This window comes from Algibacter sp. R77976, assembly GCF_044594645.1.
In the GTDB taxonomy this organism is placed as follows: domain Bacteria; phylum Bacteroidota; class Bacteroidia; order Flavobacteriales; family Flavobacteriaceae; genus Algibacter_B.
The window spans coordinates 787,321-808,092 of sequence record NZ_CP138989.1 but is presented as its reverse complement, the minus strand read 5'-3'; the positions used below and the strand labels follow the sequence as shown (position 1 = coordinate 808,092).

Annotated in this window: 19 protein-coding genes; 14 read left to right on the top strand and 5 right to left on the bottom strand. The window is 31.8% G+C overall.

The genetic code is table 11. The features are described from left to right. Positions 1-1,191, top strand: coding sequence for a DUF1501 domain-containing protein (locus SJY43_RS03520; protein ID WP_396602464.1), 1,191 nt, complete (start codon positions 1-3; stop codon positions 1,189-1,191). Positions 1,192-1,632: 441 nt separating this feature from the next. Here SJY43_RS03520 and SJY43_RS03515 read toward each other — a convergent pair whose 3' ends face one another. From SJY43_RS03515 to SJY43_RS03500, 4 genes are all read right to left on the bottom strand, one after another. Continuing rightward, positions 1,633-2,082, bottom strand: a complete 450-nt coding sequence (locus tag SJY43_RS03515) for a lipocalin family protein (RefSeq protein ID WP_396602463.1) — start codon at positions 2,080-2,082, stop codon at positions 1,633-1,635. A 256-nt stretch (positions 2,083-2,338) separates the two neighbouring features. Then, entirely contained in the window at positions 2,339-3,472 is a 1,134-nt protein-coding gene (locus SJY43_RS03510; protein WP_396602462.1) for an ATP-binding protein, read from the bottom strand. Between the two features lie 32 nt (positions 3,473-3,504). Continuing rightward, the gene (locus SJY43_RS03505) at positions 3,505-4,134 is read right to left on the bottom strand and encodes a hypothetical protein (RefSeq protein WP_396602461.1); all 630 of its coding nucleotides are present in this window, start codon (positions 4,132-4,134) and stop codon (positions 3,505-3,507) included. Next, complete coding sequence (locus tag SJY43_RS03500; RefSeq protein WP_396602460.1) at positions 4,131-4,883, bottom strand: SDR family NAD(P)-dependent oxidoreductase; 753 nt, start codon at positions 4,881-4,883, stop codon at positions 4,131-4,133. Before SJY43_RS03500 ends, SJY43_RS03505 begins: the two co-directional genes overlap by 4 nt. 254 nt (positions 4,884-5,137) lie before the next feature. Between SJY43_RS03500 and SJY43_RS03495 the strand changes: the two genes are divergently transcribed. The 13 genes from SJY43_RS03495 to SJY43_RS03435 all read left to right on the top strand — a co-directional run bounded on the left by SJY43_RS03495 (position 5,138) and on the right by SJY43_RS03435 (position 20,212). After that, positions 5,138-6,139: an AAA family ATPase gene (locus SJY43_RS03495; RefSeq protein WP_396602459.1), complete on the top strand. Its 1,002-nt coding sequence runs from the start codon at positions 5,138-5,140 to the stop codon at positions 6,137-6,139. Between the two features lie 98 nt (positions 6,140-6,237). Further along, positions 6,238-7,104 carry a DUF58 domain-containing protein gene (locus SJY43_RS03490; protein WP_396602458.1) on the top strand — a complete coding sequence of 289 codons (867 nt, stop codon included), beginning with the start codon at positions 6,238-6,240 and terminating at the stop codon, positions 7,102-7,104. Positions 7,105-7,141: 37 nt separating this feature from the next. Beyond that, positions 7,142-8,782: a hypothetical protein gene (locus SJY43_RS03485; protein WP_396602457.1), complete on the top strand. Its 1,641-nt coding sequence runs from the start codon at positions 7,142-7,144 to the stop codon at positions 8,780-8,782. Beyond that, complete coding sequence (locus SJY43_RS03480) at positions 8,782-9,786, top strand: VWA domain-containing protein (protein WP_396602456.1); 1,005 nt, start codon at positions 8,782-8,784, stop codon at positions 9,784-9,786. Before SJY43_RS03485 ends, SJY43_RS03480 begins: the two co-directional genes overlap by 1 nt. Positions 9,787-9,893: 107 nt before the next feature. Further along, complete coding sequence (locus tag SJY43_RS03475) at positions 9,894-10,931, top strand: VWA domain-containing protein (RefSeq protein WP_396602455.1); 1,038 nt, start codon at positions 9,894-9,896, stop codon at positions 10,929-10,931. 144 nt (positions 10,932-11,075) lie between these two features. Then, a complete protein-coding gene (locus SJY43_RS03470; protein WP_396602454.1) occupies positions 11,076-11,948 on the top strand; it encodes a tetratricopeptide repeat protein in 873 nt (290 codons plus the stop codon). A gap of 151 nt (positions 11,949-12,099) precedes the next feature. Then, entirely contained in the window at positions 12,100-13,869 is a 1,770-nt protein-coding gene (locus SJY43_RS03465) for a BatD family protein (RefSeq protein WP_396602453.1), read from the top strand. A gap of 1 nt (position 13,870) precedes the next feature. Continuing rightward, a complete protein-coding gene (locus SJY43_RS03460) occupies positions 13,871-14,629 on the top strand; it encodes a tetratricopeptide repeat protein (protein ID WP_396602452.1) in 759 nt (252 codons plus the stop codon). A 47-nt stretch (positions 14,630-14,676) separates the two neighbouring features. Further along, on the top strand, positions 14,677-14,988 hold the full coding sequence (locus SJY43_RS03455) for a hypothetical protein (RefSeq protein WP_396602451.1): 312 nt from the start codon (positions 14,677-14,679) through the stop codon (positions 14,986-14,988). Positions 14,989-15,075: 87 nt separating this feature from the next. Further along, on the top strand, positions 15,076-16,680 hold the full coding sequence (locus SJY43_RS03450; protein WP_396602450.1) for a SulP family inorganic anion transporter: 1,605 nt from the start codon (positions 15,076-15,078) through the stop codon (positions 16,678-16,680). Positions 16,681-16,956: 276 nt separating this feature from the next. After that, positions 16,957-17,583 (top strand): carbonic anhydrase family protein, encoded by a 627-nt coding sequence (locus SJY43_RS03445; RefSeq protein ID WP_396602449.1) that lies wholly within the window; start codon positions 16,957-16,959, stop codon positions 17,581-17,583. Positions 17,584-17,710: 127 nt separating this feature from the next. Continuing rightward, entirely contained in the window at positions 17,711-19,573 is a 1,863-nt protein-coding gene (locus tag SJY43_RS03440) for a SulP family inorganic anion transporter (protein ID WP_396602448.1), read from the top strand. 12 nt (positions 19,574-19,585) lie between these two features. Next, positions 19,586-20,212, top strand: coding sequence for a carbonic anhydrase (locus SJY43_RS03435; RefSeq protein ID WP_396602447.1), 627 nt, complete (start codon positions 19,586-19,588; stop codon positions 20,210-20,212). Between the two features lie 39 nt (positions 20,213-20,251). On the opposite strand, the gene SJY43_RS03430 is transcribed toward SJY43_RS03435, so the two are convergent. Beyond that, positions 20,252-20,767 (bottom strand): CvpA family protein, encoded by a 516-nt coding sequence (locus SJY43_RS03430; protein WP_396602446.1) that lies wholly within the window; start codon positions 20,765-20,767, stop codon positions 20,252-20,254. Positions 20,768-20,772 lie beyond the last annotated feature (5 nt).

Below are 20,772 nucleotides of genomic sequence, written 5' to 3'. Positions count from 1 at the left end.
ATGGATAGAAGAAAATTTTTAAAGCAGTCGTCTCTTGCCAGTAGTTTATTTTTTGTTCCTAGTTTTGTTAAAGCATTCGAGGAAGTGGCAAGTAGCAAATTAGGTTACAAACGCTTGGTAATCATTCAGCTTTCGGGTGGTAACGATGGTTTAAATACCGTGATTCCTTATAATAACAATTTGTATTATAAAGAACGCCCAACTTTAGCTATAGCAAAAAATGATGTTATAAAACTAAACGATGAGGTTGGATTAAACCCAAGTTTAACACCCTTAAAAAGACTTTACGATAAAGGCTATTTATCCATTATTAACAATGTAGGCTATCCAAATCCTGTAAGGTCGCATTTTAGGTCTATGGATATTTGGCAAACCGCATCCAATTCAAATGAATATTCGCAAAGCGGATGGGTTGGACGTTATTTAGACCACTATGGTAAACAACCACACAGCGCTATCGAAATAGACGAAAGCCTATCATTAGCCATGAAAGGCGAAAATGGTAATGCCATTGCAACACAAGACGCTAAATCTTTTTATAACCTATCAAAAGACCCCTATTTTAAAAACTTAAACAAACATCAAAACGATGCACATTTAAGCGAACATAATTTAGGGTATTTATACAAATCTATGATTGCTGCAGAATCTTCAGCAAAATACATTTTCGAAACCAGTAAAACGTTTACGAGTCTTCAAGAATACCCAAATAATAAATTTGGAAAACAGTTAAAATCTACAGCACAATTTATTAATTCAGGATTGCAAACCAAGGTGTTTTATACCTCTTTAAGTGGTTTCGATACACATGTTAATCAATTAAATACCCAAGAACGATTATTAGGGCAATATGCAGATGGCGTTGAGGCCTTTGTTCAGGATTTAAAAACTAATGACACCTTTAAAGATACTTTAATTTTAACCTTTTCAGAATTTGGTCGTCGTGTTAAACAAAACGCAAGTGTTGGTACAGATCATGGTACCGCAAACAACGTTTTTATAATTAGCGAAAACTTAAAGAAACCAGGTTTTTATAACAATATGGCAAGCCTTAGTAATTTAGATGATAATGGCGATTTAAAATTCGAAATAGATTTTAGAACCATCTACGCAACAGTTTTAGATAAATGGCTAGAGGTAGATGATAAAAAAGTGCTCAACACATCGTTTAAACAATTAGATTTTATTTAGAAAAATTTTGGTGTTACGACAAGGGTCGGGCTTGTAGTTTATCCTGAGCGAAGTCGAAGGGTTACAAGTCCTCGCACCTCTTTTGTCGGGCTGTGGGCTTTTATTCATGCGTTCCTATTTTATATTAAAGAATTCATGAACATAAATGTTTCTCTGCAATCCTTAACGCGGGAAACTAACTAATAACAACTTTATAGTAAAATTGGAGCAAAAAAAAAACCTTGAACCTATCTTTCGATTTGGGGCACAAGGTTAATTAAATGATTAATAGCGATGCAAAGATAGTATTTAATATAAAACATCAAAATTCTAAAGTTAACTTAAGGTTAAATTTATTAACATTTGTTAATTGTATAATTACCTGGTCAAAAAAATAATACCTGTCTATTTTTAATTCTAGACAGGTATTATGACCAATTAACTAAATAAAAATGTATAGACTTATCGCTTAAGCGTAGATTTAACGGTAGGTGAATCTTGGTTATAAAAGGTTAAAGTAGAACTATCAATAAAGTCTATAGTAAAAAATATAGGATCAGTATCAGTTTGTATAATAAGTTGTTTGCCGTCTGCACTTAAAATATAAGTGTAACCTTCAATTCCATCAGGTTGACAGATATCGTCATCATCTAGACCAAAAAATTCTACTATTAGTGTACCATCACTTAAAAAGTTGAAATAAGATTGTTTTTCACAATCATTTAATTCTGTAATTGTTGCTGGATTGGTTGAAGTGTCTTCTAATTGTTCGTAAAACCATTTATTAGCCAAAAGCTCGGCAACTGTAGGTTCGGGGGTGTCGTTATTATCGTCATCACTTGAGCAGGAAAATAAAGGTGCCATTAAAAGTAAAATGATAATTAACTTGTAATTTTTAAGTAGTGTTTTCATGATTTTTTGATTTAAATATATGTTTAACATTAGTGTGTAAAACTATAACCATACTAGATAGTACAATGCGATACATGTATCAAATAATGTAAGATATGTAACATTAGCTTTGTGAGCTAAATAATAAATTTGTGAGGAAATATTAATTTAAAAAACTAATACATGAAAAATATTTTGTAATTCAAATTACTGAAATACAAATACTTATGTTTATTTTATTAAAGAGCACTCTATCAAATATTAACAGAAAATAAAATTAATTATACTTCATTTTCCTTAAAATTCTTAAAGATTCTTTATACGAATTATAAATATTTTTATTGTAGGCTTTTAAATAGGGTTTAGCTTCATTAAGCTTATCTATGGCTTGATGGAATAAGTTTAAATAACATATTAAATATGTTGCAGGCAGATTTTTTAAATCGATGTCTTCTTGTTTAGTCAATTTAAATCCTTTTTTTAGTTTTTCTAAAATAGCATTATTGTTGTTATAAATATGATGGAGTACTTTTTTATCAAATTGTGGTGGTTCAAATAATAATTTAGTTTCAATATTATAGTGCGCGTTGTCTTCAAATTTAATTAAAGTTTCTTCTAGTTGGTAGTATTTATTAGAGCCTTGAAGACCAAGGTTTACGTATTCAATAATTTTAAAACTATCTTCATTAATTTGTATTGAAACTTCATCTAAAGCCGAAAAAAACAAACGTACTTGCTCATTAATAAGTTCGATATCTACTCGCGAATAAAACACTTCATCTTTCACCTCTTTTTTTTGCCCGGCCCAACACACTACAAAATATTCTTTAAACACTTTGTACTGTGCATTAAAGTCTCTTCGGTTATTCATAAAATCAAAAACGCCATTTAATGTATGCTCAATATTGTTTTGAGCGTGTTTTTCAATGGCATCAACAATTTTAGAGTTAACATCTTGAATTTCGATGTCAAAAACTTTAGGCATACTGATGCTTCCGTCTCTAAAAAAAACAGAGCCACCATAATATTTCCATATATTTTTTCTGAGTGAGGTTATTTTCCCCGTAGGGCGAATGGTTACTAAACCAACAACTTTGTCGCCTGATAAATGTGGAAACGGAATGTTTTCATATTGGACAATTGGCGGATTAGTTAAGTATGCATTAATGAGGTTTTGTATTTTACTGTCATCAAAAAAATCGACGCCAACAATGTTATTGTCTTCATCTTCGACACCAATAACTATAAAAGAATTATTTTTTGGATTGCTGTTTGAAAGCGCACAAATATGTTTTAAAAACTTTGCTTTTCCTTCTTTATGGCTAATATCAACTTTTCGCTTTTTATCATAAAAACTGTTCTCATCGTTATGAGCTAATAGGTGTTTTATGAGAAGGCGTTTGTTAATCATATCTGTCATTCCTGCGAAGGCAGGAATCTTGTTTATAGCATTTTAATTTCCTTTAAAAGGTTTTGTCTGGCTTGTTTTTCAAATTTGTTCTGATAAACCTCAGTAAAGTACAACGTTTTTCGTTCTAAAAAATGTTTCAATACGTCCTTCCTACCTTTTTTGTACATGAAATTAGGATAAATAGCATATTCTTTTCTTATGCTTTGGATATAATTTTGATAGGTTTCCCAATCACTTCCTAAAATAGATAAATCTATATCTAGTAGTAAGGCATTATCATTGTTTTGAGACAAAATAATTTCATGCTTTTTTGTTGAAATTATCAGATTTTCAATGTTTTTCAATGTTTTTTCATCAATATTTAGTGTTTTTAGCCGTTTTTTAGCTAAAAGCGCACTTTTTTCTTCGTTATCTTTTCTGGTGGGTTTGTAAATAATATCATGATACCAAATCGAAAACAAAAATGCGTTATTATCAATTATATACTCTCTAACCACTTCAGCATGAGAAATCATATTTTGAATATGCGAAAGGTTATGATAATGACGAATTTTTAAACTGTATTGCTTTTCAATTTCAATCCAGAGATTTTCAACTAAGAATGAATCGTCTGAGAATTGAGTTGCTAACTGATACCACTTCTGTTTTAAATCTTTAGTCATGATTCTTTCTTAACAGTTACGCTGTTAGCTTGTGCCGTTGGGAATACCAACAAATCTGCAATATTAACATGAGGTGGTCTGGACACCGCAAAATATATAATTTCAGCAATATCTTTAGCTTGCAAAGCCTTAAAGCCTTTATAGACATTATCTGCAACAGCATCACCTTTAAAACGCACTTGCGAAAATTCGGTTTCAACCAAACCAGGATTTATAGATCCTACTTTAATGCCAAATGGATTTAAATCAAGACGCATGCCTTCGGTTATTGCTAAAACGGCGTGCTTACTGGCACAGTAGACATTGCCTTTTGGGTAAACTTCTTTTCCAGCAGACGAACCAATATTTATAATATGTCCAGATTGGCGTTCGGTCATTTGCGGAATAATAGCTTTGCTAACATAAAGCAAACCTTTAACGTTAATATCCATCATAGCATCCCAATCATCAATACTTCCATCTTGTATAGGGTCTAAACCGTGCGCGTTTCCTGCATTATTTATAAGAATATCAATGTTTTTAAATTCTTTAGGAAGTGTTTCTATGGCTTTAAAGGTTTCATCTCTATCTCGAACATCGAAATTTAATATATGAACATGGGTTAATCGCTCTAATGCTTTTTGAATGGTTTTTAAGCGTTCTAAACGTCTTCCGCAGAGCACTAAATTTATACCTTGTTTTGCAAATTCGTAAGCGGTAGCCTCGCCAATTCCGCTAGTAGTTCCAGTAATTAGTGCTGTTTTTTTCATGTAGATAATTGTTTGTTATAAACTATAAAAATACTTAAAAAGTGTTTGTCAAAAAGATGCTTTTTAAGTGATATAAGTATAGATGTATTGTGTATTTAAGATAAACTTATAATAATTATTTGTTAAATGGCATCAACATTGAGATTCCTTAATATTTTTAACCATTTTTTAACACCTTTTCAATGATTTTTTTAACATTTTGCACCACTCAAAATATTAAACGTAAATTCGAGCTTTTAATAAAATAAAAAACGATGGAAGAAACAGGAACAATTGATATTAAATCAATTAATGAGAAAATAGAAAAAGAAAGTGCTTTTGTTGATTTGCTAATGCTTGAAATGAACAAAGTTATTGTGGGTCAGAAGCACATGGTAGAACGTTTGTTAATTGGTTTATTGGGCCAAGGGCATATTCTTTTAGAAGGTGTTCCTGGATTGGCAAAAACTTTAGCTATTAATACCTTAGCGCAAGCGGTAGATGGTAGTTTTAGTAGAATACAATTTACACCAGATTTATTACCAGCAGATGTTACTGGTACATTAATCTATAACATGAAGGTTAATGATTTTTCAATTAAAAAAGGACCAATCTTTGCAAACTTTGTACTTGCAGATGAAATAAATAGAGCACCTGCAAAAGTACAATCGGCTTTACTTGAGGCGATGCAAGAAAAGCAAGTAACTATTGGTGATGAAACCTTTAAGCTTGATAAGCCATTTTTAGTAATGGCAACACAAAACCCAGTTGAACAAGAAGGAACATACCCATTACCAGAAGCTCAGGTTGACCGTTTTATGTTAAAAACAGTTATTGATTATCCAAAAATTGACGAAGAGCAACTCATTATGAGAGCGAACCTAAAAGGTGCTTGGGATAAAGTAAATCCTGTGGTTTCAATATCTCAAATATTAAAAGCTCAAGAAGCGGTTCGTGAAGTTTACATGGATGAAAAAATTGAAAAGTATATTCTGGATATTATTTTTGCAACACGTTATCCAGATAAATATAGGCTTCCAGCTTTAAAACCATTAATATCTTTTGGAGCGTCTCCTCGTGGAAGTATCAACCTTGCAACCGCTGCAAAATGTTATGCATTTATTAAGCGTCGTGGTTATGTAATTCCAGAAGATGTTCGTGCTGTTGTTTATGATGTGTTAAGACACAGAATAGGCATTACTTATGAAGCTGAAGCAGAAAATGTAACTTCAGAAGACATCATTAATAAAATTGTAAACGAGATAGAAGTACCATAAAAAGTTAACAGTAAATCAGTATTCAGTAGTCAGGCGCTTACTCGAATTCTGATTTGTTTTGACTGCTAACTGAAGACTGCACCCTGCATACTGAAAAAATGGATACTAAAGAATTACTAAAAAAAGTACGTAAAATTGAGATTAAGACACGAAGACTGTCTGATCATATTTTTGGAGGTGAATATCATTCTACCTTTAAAGGGCGCGGTATGACGTTTAGTGAAGTGCGCCAATATCAATTTGGTGATGATGTTAGAAATATAGACTGGAATGTTACCGCACGTTACAACGAACCTTATGTAAAGGTTTTTGAAGAAGAACGCGAACTTACCATGATGCTTATGGTAGATGTTTCAGGTTCTGAGTTGTTTGGTACAGATCAACAATTTAAAAATGAAGTTGTTACAGAAATTGCAGCAACATTAGCATTTTCAGCAACTCAAAATAACGATAAAATTGGTTTAATTTTATTTTCAGATAAAGTAGAGTTATACATTCCACCAAAAAAAGGACGGTCTCACGTACTTCGAATTATTCGTGAACTTATAGAATTTCAACCAGAGAGCAAACAGACCAATCTAGCCGAAGCTTTAAAATTCTTGCAAAACGTCATGAAAAAGAAAGCGATTGTATTTGTTCTATCTGATTTTATTGCAGACGATTATCATCAAACCATGAAGATTGTTTCTGGAAAGCATGATGTAACTGGTATTAGAGTCTATGATAAAAGAGAAGAGGATATCCCAAATTTAGGTATTGTACAAATGCAAGATGAAGAAACGGGCGAATTAATGCTTGTAAACACATCTTCAAAGAAAGTACGAATTAATTACGGTAAGTTCTACCATCAAAAAGTAAACTATTATAAAGAAAGCTTTACGAAATCTGGTGCAGGTGCTATTGATTGTCGTGTAGACGAAAGCTATGTTAAAAAGCTTTTAGGATATTTTAAAAGAAGAGGATAAAAAAGATTTACGATTTATGATTAACAATTTTAGATTTATGAATTTGAATTCAAAAGCTGAAGAAAGTTTCAAAAGGAGCTTACTTTTGTCTTCTGTCTTCATGCTTCTGTCTTATTTATCTTTCTCACAAGTAACGTCAACTATCGATTCAACATCAATTAAAATTGGTGAACAAATTACATATTATGTTCAGGTTGAGGCAGACACTACAAATTTAGTTGTGTTTCCAGAAGGGCAAACATTTTCGCCTCTAGAAGTAATAGAATCTTACGCGATTGATACGCTAAAGAAAAAGGATAAATATAACCTGATTAAAAAATACGGATTAACCCAATTTGATTCTGGTTCTTATACCATTCCAAGGCAAAAAATAATTATTGGAGATAAAACCTTTTTTACAGATTCTTTAAAGGTTGAGGTTAATAATGTTGTTGTAGATACCACACAAGGTTTATACGATATAAAACCTATTATTGGTGTTGAAAAAAGTGGAAGCGATTGGTGGAAATATCTATTACTAACCTTACTAATTATAGGAGTAATAGCATTTTTATTGTATTGGTTTATTTGGAGAACAAAACCGTTGTCTGAAGACGAAAAAATTGCCCTATTACCACCTTATGATAGAGCAAAATTAGCACTAAGAAAGCTAGATGACACACCGTATTTAGAAAACGAAAACTTAAAAGATTATTATTCAGATTTAACCTTTATCATCAGAAAATATCTTGATGAAAAAGTATATGATAAAGCTTTAGAAAGTACCACAGACGAGTTAATTACTAGATTAAATTTACTTAAAGATGGCAATCAAGTAGATTTAAGTCATGATGATATTAAAAATTTAGAAAGTATTTTAAAACGAGCCGATTTAGTAAAATTCGCTAAATCTTCTCCTGATATTGAATTGGCTAAAATTGATAGAGACACGATTGATGTTGAAATAGACCATGTAAAAGAAGCATTACCAGAACCTACAGAAGAAGAAAAACTTTTAGACGAGAAATATAGAGAAGAGCAAGAACGTAAAAAGAAGCGTAAAAAAATATGGCTAACAGTAGGTATTAGTATCTTTTTACTATTAGCTACGTTAACGGGTTTATCCTTAAAATATGGTTTTGATATTGTAAAAGATACTATTATTGGGCATGATAGCAAAGAACTCTTAGAAGGCGATTGGGTAACTAGCGAATATGGATTTCCTCCAATAACCATTTCAACACCAAAAGTTTTAAAACGCACGACTCCAGAATTGCCAGAAGAAATGGCAAATCAAATTGAGTTAACGCAATTTAGTTATGGTAGTTTACTTGAGAAATTTCAAATTCAAGTGGCTACAACAAAAATCAAGAATTTAGGCGAAAATAAAATAGACCTTGAACAAGCTATGAATGGTACGCTTAAATTTATTGAGAATGCAGGTGCACAAAATATAATCACTAAAAATGAAAAATTTGAAACACCTAATGGAGCAGAAGGCTTAAAAATTTATGGTTCTATGGATTCTCCTGTGCTTGGAACAGATAAGTTTGAAAAAGGTAAATATGTAATTTTAGGCTTTACTTCAGGAAGTGTTATACAACAAGTCATGCTTTTTTATAAAGAACAAGATAATTATGCTGACCAAATGGTAAATCGTATTTTAAATTCAGTTGAACTTAAACCAGCAGAGGAGTAATGTTAGAAGGCATAGAATTTGTAAATAAAGAATTTTTCTGGTTGCTCTTAGCGCTTCCATTGGCTGTGCTTTGGTATGTGTTAAAACATAAAAAACAAACAGCCGAACTTAAAATATCTAGTTTACAAGGATTTAAAGTGACAAGTTCTTGGCTGCCAAAACTAAGGCCTTTGTTATTTATTTTACGTTTAGTTGCTTTAGGTTTATTAATTATGGCATTAGCCAGACCGCAATCTGTAGATGTGTCTACTAAAACTAAAACAACACGAGGTATAGATATCGTAATGGCTATTGATGTTTCGGCGAGTATGTTGGCTAAAGATTTGTCGCCAAACAGATTGGAAGCCTTAAAGAAAGTAGCTGCCGAATTTATTAAAGGCAGGCCAAACGATAGAATTGGGCTTGTAGAATATGCAGGAGAAAGCTATACAAAAACACCAATCACAAGCGATAAATCTATTGTATTACGTTCGCTTAAAAGTATAAAATACAATACTATTATTGAAGGCGGAACCGCTATTGGTATGGGATTAGCTACTTCGGTAAATAGGTTGAAGGATAGTAAAGCATCAAGTAAGGTTATTATTTTATTAACCGATGGTGTAAATAATTCAGGGTTTATAGATCCAAAAATAGCCAGCGAATTGGCTGTAGAATATGGTATTAAAACATACACTATAGGTTTGGGAACTAATGGTATGGCATTATCGCCAGTTGCTATTTTACCAAACGGTAATTTTCAATACGGGCGTATTCAAGTAGAGATTGATGAAGATTTATTAAAAGAAATCGCCGAGGCAACAGGAGGTAGATATTTTAGAGCTACCAATAACAAAAAGCTTGAAGAGATTTATGAAGAGATAAACAAGCTTGAAAAAACAGAAATAGAAGAGTTTAAGTATTACAATTACGAAGAGAAATATAGACCGTTAGTAATTTTGGCAGGCTTGTTATTGCTTATGGAGTTACTGCTGCGCTATACGGTTTTTAGAAGTTTTGTATAAGTGGTGTTTTTTTATTTCCGTGAAAGCGGAAATCTAAAAATAAAAATATTAGTGAATTCGTGGAAAAACAAATAAATAAATCCGCGACAAACAACTAAACAACAAAGATGTTTTTATTAGAAGAAAAAATATGGTTTTGGACTTTAGGAATTATTCCAGTAATAATCCTACTGTTTTCGGCACTTCAATTTTGGAGGTATAGAACTCAAAAAAAGTTTGCTGATGCACCATTATTAAAAAGGTTAAGCCCTAACAGATCTGTTTTTAAATCTGTTTTAAAAACTATTGTTTTAAGTTTAGCATTCCTTTGTTTAACTATAGCTTTAGTAAACCCTAAAATAGGTACAAAACTTGAAACCGTTAAACGAGAAGGTGTCGATATTGTTTTTGCAGTCGATGTTTCTAAAAGTATGTTAGCAGAAGATATTGCGCCTAATAGATTAGAAAAATCGAAGCAATTAGTAACTCAAATTATTAATAATCTGGCAAGCGATCGTGTTGGTATTATTGCTTACGCAGGAAAAGCGTTTCCACAATTGCCAATCACAACAGATTATGCTTCGGCTAAAATGTTTTTACAAAGCATGAATACCGATATGTTATCTTCTCAAGGAACGGCAATTAACGAAGCCATTAAATTAGCTAGAACGTATTTTGATGATGAAGAACAAACCAACCGCGTGCTTATTATTATTTCTGATGGTGAAGACCATAGTGAGCAAGCCGCAATTGTAGCAGAAGAAGCAAGTGAAGAAGGCATCAGGATATTTACTATTGGCGTGGGAGACGTAAAAGGAGGTCCAATTCCAGAAAAAAGAAATGGTGTCGTTTTAAATTATAAAAAAGATAGTCAAGGCGAAACCGTGATAACAAAATTAAACGAAGAAACCCTTCAAAATATAGCATCAGAAGCTAACGGAGCTTATATAAATGGAAAAAACACAAACAATGTTGTAGATAATATTCGCGAGATTTTAAACACCATGGACAAAACAGAATTTGAAGCTAAAGAATTTGCCGATTTTAAAGATCAATTTCAATGGTTTTTAGGTTTCGGAATTTTCTTTTTATTAATAGATGTTTTACTATTAGAGCGAAAAACAGCATGGTTAAAGAAGTTGAATTTGTTTAATGAAAATTTTTAGTTAAAACGAAATGTCACTTTGAGCATTGGTTGAGATGAAAATGTATTTTCATTGAAAGCACCTTGCAGAACAAGTCGAAAGGTTTAAATTTTATAAATTTTTTAACGAAAAAAACGTATTAGATTCTATAATTTAGAAATAAAAATGAAACACATAATAGTATTCATATTAACATTAAGCTCGGTTTTTTCTTTTTCTCAAGAAGAGAATAAAGCATTTGAATTGGCTACAAAAAAGGCTAATAATTTTGTGTATGAAGGTAATGAATTGATTGAAGGAGAAGATTTTGTTTCGGCAGAAATGGCCTATAGAAAAGCAATTTCAGAACAACCAACAACAATTGCAGGTGCTTATAATCTTGGAACTTCGTATTATAAAAGCGGAAATTTAGAAGAGTCTCTTTATAGACTTCAGCAAGCCACAGAAACAGCAACTTCAAAACTTGAAAAGCATAAAGCATTTCATAATATTGGAAATATTTTAATGCAAAATGAAAAATGTAAAGAAGCTGTTGAAGCTTATAAAAATGCATTAAGAAACAACCCTGCAGATGATGAAACAAGATATAATTTAGGTGTTGCAAAAGTTTGTGCCGAAGAACAGCAAAAGCAAGACGACGAAAACAAAGACGATAAGCAAGACGACAAAGACAAACAAGACGAAAACAAAGATAATAAAGACGATAAAGAGGGCGACGACAAAGAAAATAAAGATAACAAAGATAAAGAGGGCGACGATAAGGAAGACAAAAAAGACGAAGGCGAAGATGAAAATAAGGATGGTGAAGATGAAAAAGATGAAGATGGCAAGCCTAAAGACGACAAAAAGGATGAAGGAAAAGGCGATAAAGACAAGGAAAAAGAACAGCAAAAGCCTAAGCCACAACCTGGGCAAATGTCTCCTCAACAAATGAAAAATTTGTTAGAAGCTATGAATAATCAAGAACAAAAGGTTCAAGAAAAAATGAATGCTGAAAAACAAAAAGGCGTAAAAATTAAAACCGATAAAGACTGGTAAGTTAATTTACATAATGGAAATAAAGAAAAATTAATAAAAGCTATTGATGAAAATAATCAACTTATTTCAATCTTTGTAGCTAGTATAAAAACATCTAAGAACAATAATTCAAAAATCGTTAATCGTTAATCATTGTTCGTTAATCATAATCATGCAGTTAATAAAATATACTTTACTATTATTCATACTCACAACGAGCATTACTTCGGCTCAAGTAAATTTTGATGCTAAGGTTAGTAAAAACAAACTTGGTGTAAATGAGCGATTGCGTGTTGATTTTGAAATGAATCAAGATGGAGACAATTTTAATCCGCCAGATTTTGCAGGATTTACAGTTGTTGGTGGGCCTAACCAATCGGTAAGTAATTCTTGGATTAACGGTAAACGCTCTTTTAAGAAAACATACACGTATTTTTTATCACCTAAAAAGCGCGGAAGCTTCACTATTTCTCAGGCTACAATAAATATTAAGGATCAAATCTATAAAACCACACCAATAAAAATACAAGTAACCGCGGCCGTAGATATTCCAAAAGATCCTAACGATCCAAATTATTTGGCTTCAGAAAATATTCATTTAGTTGCTGAGGTTTCTAAAACTAGTCCGTATTTAAATGAAGCTATAACTGTTGTTTACAAACTATATGTATCACCTAAAATAGCTGTTGATAATTGGAACGAAATAGACTCTCCCAGATATAATGATTTTTGGAGTCAGAATATAAATACTAAAGGTCAAAAAGTTCAAAACGGAACGTATAAAGGCGAAGATTACCGTTATTTAGTCTTAAGAAAAACCGTTTTGTATCCTCAAAAAACTGGAAAATTAAATATTGAGCCATTAACTCTTAATCTTTCTATGCGTGTGCCAACTAATAGACGCGATATTTTTGGAAGTTTATTAATGACAAGGGTTAGTAAAACCGTTTCTGCAGGAAATAAAACCATTAATGTAAAGGCATTACCAGAAACAGGAAAGCCAGTTGATTTTACTGGTGCTGTTGGAGATTTTAAATTAGATGTATCTGCTTCAAAAACAGAGTTAGATGCTACTGAGTCACTCCAACTAAAAGTTAACGTTAAGGGTAACGGAAATTTAAAACTATTTAAGCTGCCTAAAATATCGCTCCCGAGTTCTTTAGAGGTTTACGAACCGGAACATAAAGAAAATGTAAGTACCAACTTATCAGGTATGCAAGGGAGTATTTCAGATAGTTATACTGTAGTGCCTCAGTACAAGGGTAAATACCCAATACCAAGTATTTCGTTTTCTTATTTCGATTTAAAAACAGAAAGTTATAAAAGGCTATCTTCAGATGAAATCGTAATTGATGTATTAAATGGTCCTTCAAATAATATAGCTTCAACTGAAAATAATGTTACGGCTAATAATAAGCAAGCAGTAGTTTTAAATAGTGATCAGTTTGCGTTTATTAAAACCAAAACTGATTTTACGGAAATGCAGCAAAATTATTTTTTCAAGTCAAATCTATTTTGGAGTTTGTTATTATTGCCTTTTTTAGCAATTCCATTAGCTATTTTTATTCGTAAAAAGAAAGCGACCAGAGATGCCGATGTTTATGGTAATAAAATAAGAAAAGCCAATAAACTAGCTCGTAAATATTTAGGAAACGCAAAAAAATCATTAGGTCAAAAAGAAGTATTCTATATCGCTTTAGAGAAAGCATTACATAATTATCTTAAAGCAAAATTACATATTGAAACAAACGAGTTAAGTAAAGATAAAATTAAGAGTTTGCTAGGAGGTAAAGGTGTTGAAGAAACCGTTGTTAACGATTTTGAAAGCATTTTAGAAAATTGCGAATTAGCACGATATACGCCTATTGATGTTGTTACAATGCAAGAAGATTACGATAAGGCAGCAAAAACAATTTCATTAATCGATAAACAAGCACGTTAATATGAAACAGATATTTTATATACTATCGTTTTTGTTTAGTTTCGGGCTTTTTGCTCAAAACCAAATGGTGTTCGAAAAAGCGAATACATTATATAACAAAGGGCAGTATGCTGAGGCTATAGATAATTATAGTGCGATTTTAGAAACAGAAAAGCATTCTGCAGATTTATATTTTAACCTAGCAAATGCACATTACAAACTCAATAATATTGCGCCAAGTATTTATTATTATGAAAAAGCGTTATTGTTAAACCCTAATGATGCAGATATAAAGAATAACATAGCTTTTGCAAGAAACATGACTATTGATGCTATTGATGTTGTGCCTGATGCGGGGTTTTCAAAATTATTGAATACAACAACAAATAAAATGTCTTTTGATGTTTGGGCTAAAATAGCTGTTGGTTTAGTTTTTTGTTTTGTTGTGTTGTTTCTAGTATATTATTTTGCTTATTCAACGCTTAATAAACGTATTGCATTTATTGGAAGTATTACGGCTTTAATATTAGTTTGTATAACGCTTGCTTTTGCTTTTCATAAATTTAATTTAGATAAAAAAGATAATCCAGCAATTGTTTTTGCTCAAGAAGCTAAAGTTAAGGCAGAGCCAAATTTAAGAAGTGAAGAATCTTTTAGATTACATGAAGGTACTAAAGTGCAGGTTATTGGTACAGTTGATAATTGGAAAAGAATAGAGCTTTCTGATGGTAAAACAGGATGGGTTTTATCTGAAGATGTAAAATTGTTGAATAACCTATAATTATTATTAAACAAATATGATATATTTACCATTCGAATGTAATTAAAATGAAAAGGAACATTATTTCTATAATATTTTCTAGTATGTTTTTGCTGTTTTTAATAGCACCAACAGTTATTTTAATTATTGACAATTCGGCTGATGTTTCTTGTTTTTATATCTCTAGTGAAGAAGAGGAAGATAAAGGTCTTGAAAAGAATAACGACAAAGAATTAATTGTACATGATGTCTTAAATACAGCATCACTTTCTGATTCAAAGAAAATAGAAAATCATTCAGCGTATTTTTTTAAAAATTACCCCAAACCGCATTTAAATTTAATTTCTCCTCCACCCGATTTTTACATCTTCGTAATATAATTTTGTATTAATGGACTTTTCTGTAAAGTCTAAATTAAATTTTAATAACTTGTGGTATATAAAATATCAGAAGTAAAAATAATAAGTATGTTTAAATATATTAAGAATGACTTGCCAGCGAGTATAGTCGTGTTTTTTGTTGCTTTACCGTTATGTTTAGGTATTGCATTGGCTAGTGGTGCTCCCCTTTTTGCAGGAGTAATAGCAGGAATTATTGGAGGTATTGTAGTTGGAGCAATTAGTGGTTCTAAAATTGGAGTAAGTGGTCCTGCGGCTGGTTTGGCAGCAATTGTATTAACCGCAATTGGTGCGCTTGGTGGGTATCAAAACTTTTTGGTAGCTGTTGTAATAGGAGGAGGTATTCAAATCCTATTAGGGCTGTTAAGAGCTGGTATTATTGGTTATTACTTTCCTTCTTCTGTAATAAAAGGTATGCTTACGGGTATAGGAATCATTATAATTTTAAAGCAAATACCTCATTTTTTCGGTATGGATGAAGATCCTCAAGGGGATTTTGCTTTTCTTCAAATAGACGGAGAAAATACATTAACAGAGCTTTTAAAAGCAATTAACGCCTTAATAAGCGGTAATGTTAGTACAGGTGCAACAACTGTAGCTATTATAGCCATGGGTATCTTGTTGTTATGGTCTAATGTGCTGTCTAAAAAAGGAAAAATATTTCAACTTATTCAAGGGCCTTTAGTGGCTGTTGTTGTAGGTATAATATTTTATGTTTTAACTAAAGATAGCACACTTAATATATCTAACGACCATTTAGTTTCTGTGCCTATTCCAGATGGTTTTGATAGCTTTTTAGGTCAATTTAGCTTTCCTAATTTTGGGGCTATAACAAGAATGGAGGTTTGGGTTACTGGTTTTACAATAGCTATTGTGGCTTCACTAGAAACGTTGTTGTGTGTTGAAGCTACCGATAAGTTAGACCCACATAAAAATGTAACACCAACCAACAGAGAATTGTTAGCTCAAGGAACAGGAAATATTCTTTCTGGTTTAATCGGAGGTTTACCAATTACGCAAGTTATTGTGAGAAGTTCTGCTAATATTCAATCAGGAGGCAGGTCGAAATTATCTGCTATAGTTCATGGGTTTTTCTTATTAATTTCCGTAATTCTTATACCTAAACTTTTAAATATGATTCCGTTATCTGTATTGGCAGCGGTATTATTTATTGTAGGTTTTAAATTAGCAAAACCTTCAACCTTTAAAAAAATGTTTAGCCTTGGTTGGAAACAATGGGTGCCATTTATTGTAACCATAATCGGTATTGTGTTTATAGACTTACTATGGGGTATAGGTTTAGGACTGGTAGTTGGTATTTTTGTTGTTCTATTAAAAAGTTTCCAAAACTCTCACTTTTTACATAAAGAAGGTGAAGATGTTGATGATGGAAAAATTAAAATGACTTTAGCAGAAGAAGTTACATTCTTTAATAAAGGGTCTATTTTAAAGGAGTTAGATAACATTCCTTCAGATTCATATTTAGAAATCGATTTAATGAATACCAGATATTTAGATTATGATATTATTGAAATTTTAGAAGATTTCGCTTTGAAAGCAAAAGAACGAAATATTGATATTAAATTAATTTCTAAACGTGGTGTTATTGAAAACCCACCAAGCTTTATCGAGTTTTTTGAACTTAGACCTAAATCCAATAAAAGTTTAAACTAACGAAACGGATCAAAATTAATTTATAAACAGTTTAATATTATAAATGAAGATCTATTTAATAGAGTACTGAATTTGTAAGAACCTTTAAAATTGAAGTAAAACCTAATCTTTTAAGTCGTGTACTTAAAGAGAAAGTAGAATAGTAAACCTTAGTTTTAGATGCGTTAAATGAAACCGTTGAAGAAGCGAAAGGAAAAATCAAAAATAAAACGTGTCGTTATTTCAGAACAAGTAAGATGAAAAACAAACCGTTTAAAAAATACTAAATAATATATTATGAAAGCACATACAAAAGAAACGCAGTCTACAATGACTCCAGTAAAAGCAATTCAATTCTTAAAAGAAGGGAATCAAAGATTTCAAAGTAATTTAAAAGCAAATAGAAACCTTTTAGAGCAAGTTAACGATACTAGCGATGGGCAATTTCCTTTTGCAACTATTTTAAGCTGTATTGATTCTAGAGTGTCTGCCGAATTGGTTTTCGATCAAGGTTTAGGTGATATATTTAGTGTTCGTATTGCTGGTAACTTTGTAAATGAAGATATTTTAGGAAGCATGGAGTTTGCTTGTAAACTAGCAGGAACAAAAGTAATTGTTGTTTTAGGACATACCAGTTGTGGTGCAGTAAAAGGTGCGTGTGATGATGCTAAACTAGGAAATTTAACAGCTATGTTAAGCAAAATTAAGCCAGCTGTAAATGCGGTTTCAGAACCGGCAGATGCTGCTTTAAGAAATTCTAAGAATTTGGATTTTGTTGATAACGTTTCAAAAAAGAATGTTGAATTAACAATTGATAGAATTCATGCTGAAAGTCCAGTATTATCTGAAATGGAAAAAAATGGAGAAATAAAAATTGTAGGCGCAATGTATGATATCAATTCAGGTGCAGTAGATTTTTATTAATGCAACGGTCTAGCGATTTTGGAAATTTATATCGGGAATAAAAATTAAATTCGAAAAGGAATACTTAAGTTTTGATTTTTTTGAATGGAGAAAGGTTAACGGGTTTATTTAAAGTATAAATTAAAAAATGAAAAATTTATTTTCAAATATAAAAGGCGATGCTTTTGGTGGCATTACTGCTGGTATTGTAGCCTTGCCACTAGCTTTAGCTTTTGGAGTGTCATCTGGTTTAGGTCCAAGTGCTGGCTTATATGGCGCTATATTTATTAGTTTTTTTGCTGCGCTTTTTGGTGGTACAAGTACACAGATATCTGGTCCAACAGCACCAATGACCGCCGTAAGTATGGTAGTTATAGCAAGTATTATAGCTACCAATGATGGTAATGTTGAAAAAGCACTCCCAGTTATATTAATGGTATTCCTACTAGCTGGCTTAATGCAGGTTGGTTTAGGTGTATTAGGGTTAGGTAAATATATTAGATATATACCATATCCTGTAGTTTCTGGTTTTATGACAGCTATAGGTGTTATTATATTGCTAACACAAATATTGCCGGCAATAGGCTATTATCCTAATGAGGATACTGAGTTTGTGAAAACCTTTGAAATTGAAGCCAAAACTAACCTATTAAGTAATGTTCTTGAAGAGAACGTAGGTGAGAAAACTTTAGTTTTAGATGCGTTAAATGAAACTATTGAAGAAGCAAAAGGAATAACACAATTAGACATAGACAATGAGTCTAGGAGTATTGCTAAAAGTAAAGCCAAAAAGCCACAGAGTGTTATTAAACTATTGCCAAGGGCTTTAAGTTATATTAATTGGTTAGAATTAGCCTTAGCATTAGGAACGATTGTTATTATTTATGGTTTTAAACGTATTACTAAAGCTGTGCCTAGTACTTTGGTAGCCTTAATAGTTATGACGGCAATTGCATTAGGCTTCGGTTTAGACTATAGACCTATTGAGAAAATACCAAGCGGTTTTCCTGTGCCTAATTTAGAAATTTTCACCAATTTTAATGTTGGTAGTGTTATGCCTTACTTTTTCACAGCCTTAACATTGGCTTTATTAGGAGCCATAGACTCACTTTTAACAAGTGTAGTAGCAGATAATATGACCAAGACTAAGCATAAACCAAACCGAGAATTAATTGGTCAAGGAGTTGGTAATACAATAGCTTCAATTTTTGGAGGTATTCCAGGTGCAGGCGCAACTATAAGAACAGTAGTTAATATTCAGTCTGGTGGAAAAACAAAACTATCGGGTATGATAGCAGGCGTTTTACTATTAATAATTTTATTAGGATTAAGCGGCATAGCATCAAAAATTCCGGTAGCGGTATTAGCAGGTATATTACTTACTGTGGGAATTGGCGTTATGGACTATAAAGGACTTAAGGCTATACCAAGCATGCCAAAAGATATTAAATTAGGTCCTATAAAGTTAAGTTCAGAAGTATTAATCATGTTTATTGTATTGTTACTTTCAACGTTTTGGGATTTAATTTTTGCAGTAGGTATTGGTTTAGTTATTTCCTCTTTAATGTTCATGAAAAAAATTGGATTTATAACAGCTCAATCATCAGATGTGAAAACTTTAAAAGAAGAAGCCTGGGAAGACGAAATAGATTTCCCTGAAACCTTAAAAGAAGAAGTCTTTATTAAACATATAAAAGGACCTTTATTTTTTGGGTCAACAAGCGATTTTCAAGCTCTAGCTGAACAAATTCCTTCCACAGCGAAAACAGTTATTTTAAGGCTTGGTAAGATGCAATACATGGATCAATCAGGTTTATATGCTTTAGAAGATATATTATTAGACTTAAGAAAAAATGGGGTCCAATTTTTAATTGTAGATTTATTACCTCAACCTCGTTATTTAATGGAACGCATCGATATTATTCCAGATTTAATTCCGAATGATCATATATTCGAGAATTTTAATACCTGTTTAAATTGGGTTAAAGAAAACGTAAAACAAGTAAATTAACACATATAAAACATGAACCTAGATAAAGTTTTTAAAAATAACGAAGCTTGGATTAAAAAACAATTGGCAACATCTAAAAGTTATTTTGAAGACTTAGGGAAAGGGCAGACACCCGAATTACTATATATAGGTTGTAGTGATAGCCGTGTAACTGCCGAAGATTTAATGGGTCTTGGTCCAGGTGAAGCATTTGTGCACAGAAATATAGCTAATATGGTTTCAGGCATAGACTTAAACGCTATGAGCGTAGTAGAATATGCGGTGTCACATTTAAAAGTAAATCACGTTGTAGTTTGTGGGCATTATGGCTGTGGTGGTGTAAAAGCAGCAATGCAATCGGCAGATTTAGGTGTGTTAAATGGATGGTTACGAAATATACGTGATGTTTACAGAATTCATAAAACAGAATTAAACGCCATTACCGACGAGGAAAAAAAATACGAAAGATTAGTAGAGCTTAACGTAAAAGAACAGTGCGTAAACCTTATTAAAACAGCGGCAGTTCAAAAAGCATATCGAGACAGAAATGTACAAGTACATGGTTGGGTTTTCGATATTCACACAGGTAAACTCATTGATTTAAAAATAGATTTCGAAAAGTATTTACATGATATTATGGAAATCTATCATTTAGATTAAACGTGTTCAATCCAAAAACTATTTTAATAATTACCTTTTTTAAGCTTCGGTTTCAGGATTACTTTCATCTTCTTTAGACGTCAAAATATTCGGGAAAATTAAAGGCACTAAACTTTTTACAGGTTTATAAAGTATCGTATCATCTATTTTGTCTTCTTCCACAAATGTTATGGTACTATTCATTTTATCAAAAATATTTAAAACCACACTTAAAATTAAAGCAATTTTTAAAGCTCCAAAAACACCGCCAGCCAATTTGTTTAAAATACCTAAAGCAGCAAAATCGGCAAGTTTAGTTAAAGCCTTTCCAGCAAGACCAATGGCCAAAACTATAATTACAAAAGTTATTGCAAAAGCAGTAATATTAATGGTTTTCTCGTTCCAGTCTGTTTTAGTTTGTAAAAACTCAGCGGCAAAATTACTAAAATGTATGGCGCCATAGACACCAGCAACCAAAGCTACTAAAGAGGCTACTTCAACAAAAAGCCCTTTCATAAAACCACGAACAAGTCCAAATAAAATTAAGGCACCTAAAACAATATCTATAACGCTCATATTAA

Coding starts and splice junctions, on each gene's coding strand:
- SJY43_RS03470 (WP_396602454.1), top strand. CDS start 11,076: ATGAAACACATAATAGTATTCATATTAACATTAAGCTCGGTTTTTTCT.
- SJY43_RS03460 (WP_396602452.1), top strand. CDS start 13,871: ATGAAACAGATATTTTATATACTATCGTTTTTGTTTAGTTTCGGGCTT.
- SJY43_RS03480 (WP_396602456.1), top strand. CDS start 8,782: ATGTTAGAAGGCATAGAATTTGTAAATAAAGAATTTTTCTGGTTGCTC.
- SJY43_RS03505 (WP_396602461.1), bottom strand. CDS start 4,134: ATGACTAAAGATTTAAAACAGAAGTGGTATCAGTTAGCAACTCAATTC.
- SJY43_RS03515 (WP_396602463.1), bottom strand. CDS start 2,082: ATGAAAACACTACTTAAAAATTACAAGTTAATTATCATTTTACTTTTA.
- SJY43_RS03430 (WP_396602446.1), bottom strand. CDS start 20,767: ATGAGCGTTATAGATATTGTTTTAGGTGCCTTAATTTTATTTGGACTT.
- SJY43_RS03475 (WP_396602455.1), top strand. CDS start 9,894: ATGTTTTTATTAGAAGAAAAAATATGGTTTTGGACTTTAGGAATTATT.
- SJY43_RS03455 (WP_396602451.1), top strand. CDS start 14,677: ATGAAAAGGAACATTATTTCTATAATATTTTCTAGTATGTTTTTGCTG.
- SJY43_RS03465 (WP_396602453.1), top strand. CDS start 12,100: ATGCAGTTAATAAAATATACTTTACTATTATTCATACTCACAACGAGC.
- SJY43_RS03435 (WP_396602447.1), top strand. CDS start 19,586: ATGAACCTAGATAAAGTTTTTAAAAATAACGAAGCTTGGATTAAAAAA.
- SJY43_RS03495 (WP_396602459.1), top strand. CDS start 5,138: ATGGAAGAAACAGGAACAATTGATATTAAATCAATTAATGAGAAAATA.
- SJY43_RS03510 (WP_396602462.1), bottom strand. CDS start 3,472: ATGATTAACAAACGCCTTCTCATAAAACACCTATTAGCTCATAACGAT.
- SJY43_RS03520 (WP_396602464.1), top strand. CDS start 1: ATGGATAGAAGAAAATTTTTAAAGCAGTCGTCTCTTGCCAGTAGTTTA.
- SJY43_RS03445 (WP_396602449.1), top strand. CDS start 16,957: ATGAAAGCACATACAAAAGAAACGCAGTCTACAATGACTCCAGTAAAA.
- SJY43_RS03450 (WP_396602450.1), top strand. CDS start 15,076: ATGTTTAAATATATTAAGAATGACTTGCCAGCGAGTATAGTCGTGTTT.
- SJY43_RS03500 (WP_396602460.1), bottom strand. CDS start 4,883: ATGAAAAAAACAGCACTAATTACTGGAACTACTAGCGGAATTGGCGAG.
- SJY43_RS03440 (WP_396602448.1), top strand. CDS start 17,711: ATGAAAAATTTATTTTCAAATATAAAAGGCGATGCTTTTGGTGGCATT.
- SJY43_RS03490 (WP_396602458.1), top strand. CDS start 6,238: ATGGATACTAAAGAATTACTAAAAAAAGTACGTAAAATTGAGATTAAG.
- SJY43_RS03485 (WP_396602457.1), top strand. CDS start 7,142: ATGAATTTGAATTCAAAAGCTGAAGAAAGTTTCAAAAGGAGCTTACTT.